Annotated in this window: 11 protein-coding genes and 1 pseudogene; 5 read left to right on the top strand and 7 right to left on the bottom strand. The window is 68.1% G+C overall.

Annotation, left to right across the window (positions count from 1 at the left end; genetic code table 11):
- The first annotated feature begins 104 nt into the window (after positions 1-104).
- Together DMC18_RS20630 and DMC18_RS20625 are read left to right on the top strand one after the other, a co-directional pair.
- Positions 105-1,658, top strand: a complete 1,554-nt coding sequence (locus DMC18_RS20630; protein ID WP_110133269.1) for a tryptophan halogenase family protein — start codon at positions 105-107, stop codon at positions 1,656-1,658.
- A 38-nt stretch (positions 1,659-1,696) separates the two neighbouring features.
- Positions 1,697-3,223 carry a tryptophan halogenase family protein gene (locus DMC18_RS20625; protein WP_110119076.1) on the top strand — a complete coding sequence of 509 codons (1,527 nt, stop codon included), beginning with the start codon at positions 1,697-1,699 and terminating at the stop codon, positions 3,221-3,223.
- A gap of 3 nt (positions 3,224-3,226) precedes the next feature.
- Here DMC18_RS20625 and DMC18_RS20620 read toward each other — a convergent pair whose 3' ends face one another.
- The 6 genes from DMC18_RS20620 to groES all read right to left on the bottom strand — a co-directional run bounded on the left by DMC18_RS20620 (position 3,227) and on the right by groES (position 7,882).
- Positions 3,227-3,439, bottom strand: coding sequence for a hypothetical protein (locus tag DMC18_RS20620; RefSeq protein ID WP_233245202.1), 213 nt, complete (start codon positions 3,437-3,439; stop codon positions 3,227-3,229).
- Positions 3,440-3,518: 79 nt separating this feature from the next.
- Positions 3,519-4,202 (bottom strand): Fe2+-dependent dioxygenase, encoded by a 684-nt coding sequence (locus DMC18_RS20615; RefSeq protein ID WP_110119077.1) that lies wholly within the window; start codon positions 4,200-4,202, stop codon positions 3,519-3,521.
- Positions 4,203-4,474: 272 nt separating this feature from the next.
- Positions 4,475-4,786: a hypothetical protein gene (locus tag DMC18_RS20610; RefSeq protein WP_110119078.1), complete on the bottom strand. Its 312-nt coding sequence runs from the start codon at positions 4,784-4,786 to the stop codon at positions 4,475-4,477.
- Between the two features lie 31 nt (positions 4,787-4,817).
- Entirely contained in the window at positions 4,818-5,648 is an 831-nt protein-coding gene (locus DMC18_RS20605; protein ID WP_110119079.1) for a TonB family protein, read from the bottom strand.
- 239 nt (positions 5,649-5,887) lie between these two features.
- Positions 5,888-7,531: a chaperonin GroEL gene (gene groL, locus DMC18_RS20600; RefSeq protein WP_110119080.1), complete on the bottom strand. Its 1,644-nt coding sequence runs from the start codon at positions 7,529-7,531 to the stop codon at positions 5,888-5,890.
- A 60-nt stretch (positions 7,532-7,591) separates the two neighbouring features.
- Positions 7,592-7,882: a co-chaperone GroES gene (gene groES, locus DMC18_RS20595; RefSeq protein ID WP_110119081.1), complete on the bottom strand. Its 291-nt coding sequence runs from the start codon at positions 7,880-7,882 to the stop codon at positions 7,592-7,594.
- 201 nt (positions 7,883-8,083) lie between these two features.
- Between groES and DMC18_RS20590 the strand changes: the two genes are divergently transcribed.
- Together DMC18_RS20590 and DMC18_RS20585 are read left to right on the top strand one after the other, a co-directional pair.
- Positions 8,084-8,467, top strand: coding sequence for a VOC family protein (locus DMC18_RS20590; protein ID WP_110119082.1), 384 nt, complete (start codon positions 8,084-8,086; stop codon positions 8,465-8,467).
- Positions 8,468-8,521: 54 nt separating this feature from the next.
- Complete coding sequence (locus DMC18_RS20585; RefSeq protein ID WP_110119083.1) at positions 8,522-8,950, top strand: DUF4345 family protein; 429 nt, start codon at positions 8,522-8,524, stop codon at positions 8,948-8,950.
- Between the two features lie 201 nt (positions 8,951-9,151).
- On the opposite strand, the gene DMC18_RS20580 is transcribed toward DMC18_RS20585, so the two are convergent.
- The gene (locus tag DMC18_RS20580) at positions 9,152-9,667 is read right to left on the bottom strand and encodes a methylated-DNA--[protein]-cysteine S-methyltransferase (RefSeq protein ID WP_110133268.1); all 516 of its coding nucleotides are present in this window, start codon (positions 9,665-9,667) and stop codon (positions 9,152-9,154) included.
- Positions 9,668-9,969: 302 nt separating this feature from the next.
- On the opposite strand from DMC18_RS20580, the pseudogene DMC18_RS20575 reads away from it, so the two are divergent.
- Positions 9,970-10,445, top strand: a pseudogene (locus tag DMC18_RS20575) (hypothetical protein); the annotation flags it as partial.

Genomic DNA, 10,445 nt, shown 5'->3' with positions numbered 1-10,445 from the left:
GTCGCGGCGGCTCCCCTAGGGCCGCCGCGACGGGTCTTTTTTGTTTCAGCAGGTGCTTTCCGTTTGCGCCTTCGGGCGCCAGTTTCGGTCGGGGAGGATCGGCCATGAGCCAAGACGTCCGCGAAGGGCGCATCCGCAGCATCGTCATCGTCGGCGGCGGCGCCGCCGGCTGGATGGCGGCCGCGGCCCTGCGTCGCCACTTCGGCCAGTCGCCGATCGGCATCACCCTGGTCGAGAGTTCCGAGATCGGCACGATCGGGGTGGGCGAGGCGACCATCCCCACCATCCGCGCCTTCTACCGCAACCTTGGTCTCGACGACCTGGAGGTGCTGCGCGCCACGCAGGGGACCTGCAAGCTCGGCATCCGCTTCAAGGACTGGATGGCCCCCGGCTCGGCCTTCATCCATCCCTTCGGCCTCTACGGCCAGGACCTGAACGGGGTGGCCTTCCAGCACTACTGGGCCAAGGCCCGCGCCAGCGGCGAGGTCGGGGCGTTCGGCGAGTACTGCCTGGGCGCAAGCCTGGCGGCGGCGGGCAAGTTCACCGTGCCGGCGGCCAATCCGCCGTCCAGCCTGTCGGTGTTCGACTGGGCCCTGCATTTCGACGCCAGCCTGTTCGCCCAGCTGATGCGCCGCGTGGCCGAGGCCAACGGCGTGCGCCGCATCGACGCCAAGGTCGTGAAGGTCAATCTGCGGCCCGACGACGGCTTCGTCGCCTCGCTGGACCTGCATACGGGCCAGACCATCGAGGGCGACCTCTTCATCGACTGCTCGGGCTTCCGGGGCCTCTTGATCGAGGAGGCGCTGGAGACCGGCTACGAGGACTGGTCGCAGTGGCTGTTCTGCGACCGGGCGCTGGCCGTGCAGAGCCAGCCTCCCGCCAATTCTTCTGGGGAGGGCGCCGAGCCGCCGCCCTATACCGACGTCACCGCCCATGACGCCGGCTGGCGCTGGCGCATCCCGCTGCAGCACCGCTACGGCAACGGCTATGTCTATTCGAGCCGCCATATCGACGACGAGGCGGCCAAGGCCGAGCTGGTCGCCGCCGTGCCCGACAGGCTGCTGCACGAGCCGCGCCTGATCCGCTTCACGCCCGGTCGCCGCAAGCAGGTCTGGAACCGCAACGTCGTGGCCCTGGGCCTGGCGTCGGGCTTCCTGGAGCCGCTGGAAAGCACCTCGATCGCCCTGATCGAGACCGGGATCGAAAAGCTCAAGGCCCTGTTCCCCGATCGCGGCTTCGACCCGGCCGTGATCGACGAGTTCAATGACTGGTCGCGGCGCGAGATGGAGCGGGTGCGCGACTTCGTGATCCTGCACTACAAGGCCGCTCAGCGCGGCGACACGCCGTTCTGGCGCACCACCCGCGACGCCGACATCCCCGAGACCCTGGCCCGCAAGGTCGAGCTGTTCCGCGCCCGCGGGCATGTGGCCCGCTATCGCTGGGAGATGTTCCAGCCGCCCAGCTGGCTGGCGATCCTAGACGGCTTCGACATCCGCCCCCAGGGCTGGGATCCGGCGCTGGATGGGATCGACGGCCGAGCCCTGGCCGCCAGCCTCAACCAGATGCGGGCGGGCGTGGCCCGGGTAGTCGCCGAGGCCCCCACCCACGGCGAGTTCCTGCGCCGCTACGTCGCCGCCCAGCCGGCGGCCGCCGAATAGACGACAACGATAAAAGACAAGACGACGGGAGAGGCCCGATGGCCAACAATCTGCGGAAGATCGTGATCGTGGGCGGCGGCTCGGCCGGCTGGATCACGGCGGCCATGCTCAGCCACTATCTCAAGGACAGCTCCTGCGAGATCGAGCTGATCGAGTCCGAGCAGATCGGCATCATCGGCGTCGGCGAAAGCACGATCCCGCCCTTCCTGCAGCTGATCCGCGGCCTCGGCATCGACGAGGTCGAGTTCATGCAGGAGACCCAGGCCGCCTTCAAGCTGGCCATTCGCTTCGAGAACTGGCGCCAGAAGGGCGAGGTCTACTACCACCCGTTCGGCCTGATCGGCGGGCCGGTGGACGTGCACGAGTTCTACCAGGTCTGGCTGCGCGGCAAGGCCGAGGGGCATCCCGCCGCCCTGCAGGACTTCGCCCCGGCCTCGGTGATGGCCGACCGCTGGAAGTTCATGTCGCCGGCCATGGCCCCGCGCACCATGATCGCCAACGCCAACTACGCCGTGCACATCGACGCCGCCCTGCTGGCCAAGTTCTTGCGCAAGTTCGCCGAAGCCCGGGGCGTCAAGCGCACCGAGGGCATCGTCAGCGACGTGGCCACGCGGCCCGACGGCTTCATCGAGAAGGTGATCCTGCAGGACGGCCGCGAGGCCTCGGGCGACCTCTTCATCGACTGCTCGGGCTTCCGCTCGCTGCTGAACGGCAAGACCCTGGGCACCGAGTTCCTCGACTGGTCGGACGTGCTGTTGTGCGACCGCGCCATCGCCGTGCAGACCGCCAACCTCCGCGACCCGCATCCCTACACCCTGGCCCAGGCCCAGGACTCCGGCTGGCGCTGGCGCATCCCGCTGCAGCACCGGGCCGGCAACGGCTATGTCTATTGCAGCCAGTTCTGCAGCGACGACGAGGCCCGGGCCACCCTGATGAGCCAGGTCGAGGGCGAGGCCGTGCGCGAGCCCTGGCTGGTGCCGTTCAAGACCGGCATGCGCAAGCAGCTCTTCAACAAGAACTGCGTGGCCATCGGACTGGCGGGCGGCTTCATCGAGCCGCTGGAGTCGACGGCCCTGCACCTGATCTATCGCGGCGTCGACTACCTGCTGCGGTTCTTCCCCGACCGCGACTGCGACGCCACCCTGGCGGCCGAGTACAACAGGCGCATGCGGGCCGACTACGAGGAGATCCGCGACTTCATCGTGCTGCACTACTTCACGACCAAGCGCGACGACACGCCGTTCTGGCGCGCCTACCAGCAGGTGACGCCGCCCGAGAGCCTTCGCGAGCGGATCGCGCTGTTCAAGGCCGGCGGGGTGCTGCGCGACGGCGTCGACGACATGTTCCGCGCCCCCAGCTGGCAGTCGGTGATGGAAGGCATGGGCATCCGGCCCCAGCGCTATCAGCAGCTGGTCGACACCCTGCCGGCCGGGGTGGTGAAGGGCCTGCTCGACAAGTCCGCCCCGATGCTGAGCGATCTCGTCGACACCCTGCCCAGCCACGGCGACTTCCTGCGCCAGTACTGCCCGGCGCCGGTTCCGGAGGCGCTGAGGAAGGCGGGCTGAACCCTAGTCGGTGATGGGCGGCTTGGCGCCGTCCACCGCCGGCCAGGGCGCGAAGGCGAACACCCAGAGCACGACGATCGAGGCGCCGGGGATCAAGGCCACCAGGGTCAGCCAGGGCGACCATCCGGCGCGCTTGAAGATGCGCGCGACCGGAATGAAGAAGATCGCGAGGACGGCGAGCAGCACCACCCAATGAAGCCACGACATCGAACCCATGATCCCCTCCGTTCGGACACTGCGATCACTATGACTGATTCCGCCGCCTGAGGTTGCGTGTCCGCCGGGCTGCGCGGGCTCAGACCTCGGCCCACATCCGCAGCAGGTTGTGGTAGGTGCCCGTCAGCGACAGCACCGAGGCGTCGCCCTGGCCGACCTGGCCGGCCAGGCGCTGGATCGAGACGTCCATGTCGAGCAGCAGGGCGCGCTTGGCGTCATCGCGCACCAGGCTCTGGATCCAGAAGAAGCTGGCCGTGCGCGCGCCGCGCGTGATCGTGGTCACGTGGTGCAGGCTGGAAGCCGGGTAGAGGATCAGCGAGCCGGCCGGCAGCTTGACCAGGTGGCTGCCGTAAGTGTCCTCGACCACCAGCTCGCCGCCGTCGTAGTCGTCGGGATCGGTCAGGAACAGGGTGGCCGACAGGTCGGTGCGGATCTGGGCGCCCGTGGCGGGGTTTCGGCGGATCGAGTTGTCGACGTGGTCGCCGAAGCCCATGCCCTCGCCGTAGCGGTTGAACAGCGGCGGCAGGATGGTGTGGGGCAGGGCGGCCGAGACGAACAGCGGGTTGCTCTGCAGGGCCTGGACGATGATCGCCCCGACCTCGCGGGCGGCCGCGCCGTCCTGCGGCAGCTGCTGGTTGTTCTTGGCCATGGCCGCCTGGAAGCCCGAGGTGGCGTTGCCGTCGACCCACGGGGCGGCGTCGATGATCGCGCGGCAGCGGGCCACCTCGTCGGGGCTCAGCACGTCGGGGATCTGCAGCATCATGGCGGTCGGCCTTCGTCGTCTCGTGCTCAGGCTTTAGGGCCTGAGGCGGCCCTGGGCAATGCGAACGGCTCGCAGAAGATTGCGTAAGGGTGGTGAGAGGATGCGACCGTGCGTTCTCAACGGGGCAGGCCGCTCCATCCTCCGTAAAATCCCCGCGAAAGCGGGGACCCAGGCTTTTTCTGAAACGTGGGGCGCTCGACGATAAAACACCTGGGTCCCCGCTTTCGCGGGGATTTTACGGGGACGGGGGAATCCGCCTTCCGTTCAGGCCTCTAGAACAACCACCTTCTTGGATACTTGTCCCCCAACGCCCGCGCCTCGCCGGTCTTCAGGCCCAGTTCGCGCATGCGGTAGGCGAGGATCTGGCGCATGGCGTCGACCGGCTCGCGGCCGTCGACGGGGCTGGAGGCGATGGTGCCGGCCTGCTGGGCCAGGTCGGTCGCCGCCCATTCGGCCAGGGCCCGGTCGGCCTTGCCGACGGCGAAATAGTGCGGGACGGGCGTGCGCTCGCCGGCGACCTCGACCATCACGGCGATCACCCAGCCCTGGGGGATCATGTCGGCGTCGGGGCGCTGTCGGAACATGGGCCGGGTGTAGCGGGCCGGCGGCCCAGGTTCAATTGCCGCTGGCGTGTGGAGCCTCGTCCTTGCAGATCGCGGTGATCGCGCAGAACTGGGTGTCGAGCAGGTTGCGGATCGTCGCGCCGGCCGCCTGGGCCTCGTTGCCGGCCTGGTAGCGGAAGGCGCCCTGGGCCCGCACCAGCGCCTGGCCCACCGGGCCCTCGTAGAAGGCGACGGCGGTTTCCAGGTCGGCCGAGCTCATTTCGCGGGCCAGGGCGACGCCGGCGGCCTCGACCATGATCTGGCGGGCCTTGGGCCGGGTCTCCTGCAGCATCTGGTAGAGGGCGCGGCGCTGCTCGGGCGGAACGGGCCTGTCGGTCCGATAGAGCATCGCCGAGCCGTAGGCCATCAGGTCGGCCTCGGCGTCGTCGCCGACGCGCAGGGCCAGGGCCAGCCGGCGGCCCAGCAGCTGGTCGGTCAGGGCGGGCATGGCTTCCTTGGAGGCCTTGCGCTCCGGCGGGGTGGAGAAGGTGATCGGGATCGTCACGCTCGACGGCGTCGGCTTGCCGCAGCGCAGTTCGGGCGTGAACTCCATCTGGGTGTGCAGGCTGATCGCGGCCTCGCCGAAGCCCAGCCCGACCGGCGTCTCGGAGACGACGAAGCAGTCGGTCGCCTTGCCCTCGACATCGACGGTGCAGTGGATGACGGCCTTGCCGCCCTGGCGGCTGGCCACGGCCTGGGGCGGATAGGCCCACATGACGCTGTCGGCCGACAGGGGCGTCTTCCAGTTGGCGCGGACCCGCGGAATGGACGGATCGCCGCCCGTCGGGCAGTCCACGTCGGCGGTCGCCGCCGCCATCATCATCGCCGCGATCAGAAAGCTCATCTACTCGTCCCCCGACGTCTCCATGCCGTTGCTAGTGGAGCTTGCGTGTCGGGGCAACCAGGGTGCGAGTTGGTTGGTCGGCGGATCTTCGAGCGGCAAAGAAAAAGGGCGGAGCCTCGCGGCCCCACCCTTCTCTTTGTTCAGCGATGCTGACTTGGACTTAGAAATCCATGTCGCCGCTCGGGATCGGCTTACCGATCCCGACCCCTTCCGAGAATGGGCGACTTTATGGATTTCTCTTAGAAATCCATGTCGCCCATGCCGCCCGGCATGCCGCCGCCGGCCGGAGCGCCGCCGCCCTTCTTGGGGGCTTCGACGATCGCGGCTTCCGTGGTGATCAGCAGGCCGGCCACCGAGGCGGCGTTCTGCAGGGCGGTGCGCACGACCTTGGCCGGGTCGATGACGCCGTCGGTCACCAGGTCGACATACTGCTCGGTCTGGGCGTTGAAGCCGAACGAGGGGCTGTCGTTTTCCAGGATCTTGCCGACCACGATCGAACCTTCGACGCCGGCGTTCTCGGCGATCTGGCGGATCGGCGATTGCAGGGCGCGACGGACGATGGCGATGCCGGCGGTCTGGTCGTCGTTGTCGCCGGTGACGCCGGCCAGGGCCTTGGAGGCCTTCAGCAGGGCGGTGCCGCCGCCGGGGACGATGCCTTCATCGGCGGCCGCGCGGGTCGCGTTGAGGGCGTCGTCGACGCGGTCCTTCTTTTCCTTCACTTCGACTTCGGTCGAGCCGCCGACGCGGATGACCGCGACGCCGCCGGCCAGCTTGGCCAGACGCTCTTGCAGCTTTTCCTTGTCGTAGTCCGAGGTGGTGTCTTCGATCTGGCGCTTGATCTGGGCGATGCGGGCCTCGATCGCGTCCTTCTCACCGACGCCGTCCACGATGGTGGTGTCGTCCTTGGTGATCGAGACCTTCTTGGCGCGGCCGAGCATGTCGAGCGACACGTTCTCGAGCTTGATGCCCAGGTCTTCCGACACCACTTGGGCGCCGGTCAGGATGGCGATGTCTTCCAGCATGGCCTTGCGGCGGTCGCCGAAGCCCGGAGCCTTGACGGCGGCGACGCGCAGGCCGCCACGCAGCTTGTTGACGACCAGCGTGGCCAGGGCCTCGCCTTCGACGTCTTCGGCGATGATCACCAGCGGGCGGCCCGACTGGACGACGGCTTCCAGCACCGGCAGCAGCGGCTGCAGCGAGGAGAGCTTCTTTTCGAACAGCAGGATGAGCGGCTCTTCGAGCTGAACTTCCATCTTGTCGGCGTTGGTGATGAAGTACGGCGACAGGTAGCCGCGGTCGAACTGCATGCCTTCGACGACGTCGAGTTCGGTTTCGGCGGTCTTGGCTTCTTCGACGGTGATGACGCCTTCGTTGCCGACCTTGTCCATGGCCTTGGCGATCATCTCGCCAACTTCCTTGTCGCCGTTGGCCGAGATGGTGCCGACCTGGGCGATTTCGCCGTTGGTGGTGACCTTCTTGGAGGACTTCTTGATGTCTTCCACGGCGATGGCGACGGCCTTGTCGATGCCGCGCTTCAGGTCCATCGGGTTCATGCCGGCGGCGACCGACTTGAGGCCTTCCTGGACGATGGCTTGAGCCAGCACGGTGGCGGTGGTGGTGCCGTCGCCGGCCTTGTCGTTGGTCTTCGAAGCCACTTCGCGGATCATCTGCGCGCCGAGGTTCTCGAACTTGTCAGCCAGTTCGATTTCCTTGGCGACCGAGACGCCGTCCTTGGTGGTGCGCGGGGCGCCGAACGACTTTTCGATGACGACGTTGCGGCCCTTCGGACCGAGGGTCACCTTCACCGCGTTGGCGAGGATGTTGACGCCGCGCAGCATCTTGTCGCGCGCGTCGGAGGAGAAGTAGACGTCTTTAGCGGCCATGTCGGGCGCCTTTCTGAACTAGGAAATTTCGGAAGAGGAAAGCGTCAGGACGGAGGAGGCTCAGGCCTCGACCACGCCCAGGACGTCGCTTTCCTTCATGATCAGCAGGTCCTTGCCGTCGACCTTCACTTCGGTGCCCGACCACTTGCCGAACAGGATGCGGTCGCCGGCCTTCAGGTCGAGAGCGACCAGGTCGCCCTTGTCGTTGCGGGCGCCCGGGCCGACGGCGACGACTTCGCCTTCTTGCGGCTTTTCCTTGGCGGTGTCGGGGATGATGATCCCGCCCTTGGTGGTGGTTTCTTCTTCGACGCGCTTCACGAGGACGCGGTCGCCCAGGGGACGAAATTTCATGTGTCTTCTCCGTCGGAACGGTTTCTGTAAAAGGCTTCGTTAGGCCGAGGGAGCGTCGCTGTTAGCAGTCGCTCCCATCGAGTGCCAACGCCAGGCACGAGTTAGGCGCCGGCCCTTGGGGAGTCAAGGACGACGCCGGCGAACTTTTTACGATCGCGGTAAACGGCGCGGCGAAACGGGGACGAAAAGGGAGGGTCTTCGATGTTCGATCATCTGGGGTTCGATGTGGCCGATTTCGAGCGCTCGGCCGCTTTTTATGACGCAGCCCTGGCGCCGCTGGGGATCAGGCGGCTCTACGCCGTGCCCAAGGAGCACACCGGCGGGATCGACGTGGTCGGCTACGGCGCGCAGCGTCCGCAGTTCTGGATCTCGGGCGGCGGCGGGACGAGCGGCAAGCTGCATGTGTGCTTCGCGGCCAAGAGCCGGGCCGACGTCGACGCCTTCTATGCGGCGGCGATCCAGGCCGGCGGGACCGACAACGGCGCGCCCGGACTTCGCCCTCATTACCACGAACATTATTACGGCGGCTTCGTTCTGGACCCGGACGGGTTCAATGTCGAAGCCGTCTGCCACGCGCCCGCCTGAGTCCCGCCCGCCCGAGTCCCGCCCGTCTGAATCCTTTTCCGGAGACCGTCCCTGATGTCGAGCTACGCCCTGTCGCTGATCCTGGCCGTGGTCGCTTGCGTGATCGGGGGCGTGCTGGGCGGTCTGGTGCTGGCGCGGCCGGACTCGATGCTGGGCCTGGCGGGGCTGAAGAGCGAGGAAGAGAGCGCCGCCGTCACCGAGGGCCGGGCTTTCGGCGGCCTGCTGATCGCTTCGCACGGCGCGGCGGCGTTGTTCCTCGGCTGGCAGTCCAGCGCCGGCGCGGCCATGGCCCTGGTGCTGGCCGTGGCCTGGTTCGGCGCGGCCTTCGGGCGTTTCGTCTCCATGCTGATGCAGAAGGCCGGCGGTCGCTTCAACTACGGCAGCATCGTCCTGGACCTGCTGATGGGGATCACCCTGGCCCTGCCGTTCTTCAACCAGGGCGCCCTGCCGCTGCACCGCATCGGCGGGAGCATGCTGGTTTAGGGCGGGCGAAGGGCGGACTCGCTTCATCACGCCATCAATGGTCGCCTCCCTCGTCCCTGTGGCGAGGGTCCATGCTGGCGACCGCTCAGACCTTGGACATGTTCGAAAGGTCTGAGCGGCTGAACGATGGGTCCTGGGCACAAGGCCCAGGAAGGCGAACAGAGAAAGCTGCAAACCGGTCAATCACTGACCGTGTCTCCGCTACCGCGCGCCCTCGTGCGCCAGCAGCCAGGCCTTGCGCTCGATGCCGCCGCCATAGCCGGTCAGCGACCCGTCCGCCCCGACCAGGCGATGGCAGGGCACGACGATGCTGAGCGGGTTGGCGCCGTTGGCCGCGCCGACGGCGCGCACGGCCGCCGGGCGTCCGATGCGGGCGGCGAGGCCGGCATAGGTCAGGGTCGTTCCCGCCGTCACCTCGCCCAGGGCCCGCCAGACGCTTTGCTGGAAGGCCGTGCCGCCGGTCGCCCAGGGGATGGCCGACAGGGCGGCGAGGTCGCCCCCGAAATAGGCCGCCAGCGCCGTTCGGATCGCGGCGGGCGCCGGGCCGCTCGCCAGCGGCGCCTGGCCGTAGTGCAGCCGCAGCAGGCGGCGCAGGCGGTCCTCGTGATCGTGGAAGTCGGCGGCGCGCAGCCGGCCGTCCTGGTCGGTGACCAGCAGCATCTCGCCGATCGGGCTTGGCGCGCGGTCGAGGATGAGGCGAGGGCTCGGCGTCGGCATGGCGACATTATGGCGGGGTCAGCCTTCGGTGTCCGCCCGCTTCTTGCGATCTCGCGTTTCTCTTGCGGCGGTTGAATGGTCGCCTGCATTGCGTCGCATTTGTAGAATGTCAGTTCGCCGACATAAGGACAGGTGGTTTGTCGTGTCTCTGACTTACTGAAAACCTAGCCGTTCGGGTGCGACATTATGCGCACGAAAACTGGTCGAATACATGTCGGTTAAAGGGTGATTCACCACACCGATTACGATGTCGTCAACCGCGCCGGCCGCCCAATGCCCTCGAAGTCGGGAGGCCTTTGGGCATGGCGTGGAACAAGCATTGGATGGTGGCTGGCGCGGCGGTTGTCGCCCTGGCCGTGGGCGGGCTGGCGAGCGCGCGCCAGGAGCGTGAGGCGCCGGGCGTCAGCCTGGCCCAGGACGTGGTGGCCGCGGCCAGCGCCTTCGAAACCTACACCCGGGGCGCCGGCGCGATCTCGCCCGCGACCTTCACCGACGGCGACGGCGTCGCCAGCGCCCTGAAGGCCGGCGCGGCCTACAAGGCCGAGCAGTTCGAGGCCGGCATGATCGCCTACGGCGCCATCGCCGCGCTGCAGGAGCCGACCTTCCTGGAGGGCGTGCGCCGCGCCGCCCGCGAGACCTCGCGCGAAGCCCTGGTCGAGCGCCTGCTGGCCTCGCCCGAAAGCGTCGTCGAGATCGAGGGCGTCGGCCTGGCCGCCGCCCGCGCCCAGATCGCCCTGAAAGGGCGGGGCGCGCCGCTGGCGCTCGCCGGCCGCTCGGT

This window comes from Caulobacter sp. D5 (genome assembly GCF_003185805.1).
GTDB lineage: Bacteria > Pseudomonadota > Alphaproteobacteria > Caulobacterales > Caulobacteraceae > Caulobacter.
This window is presented reverse-complemented; position numbering and strand designations above follow the sequence as displayed.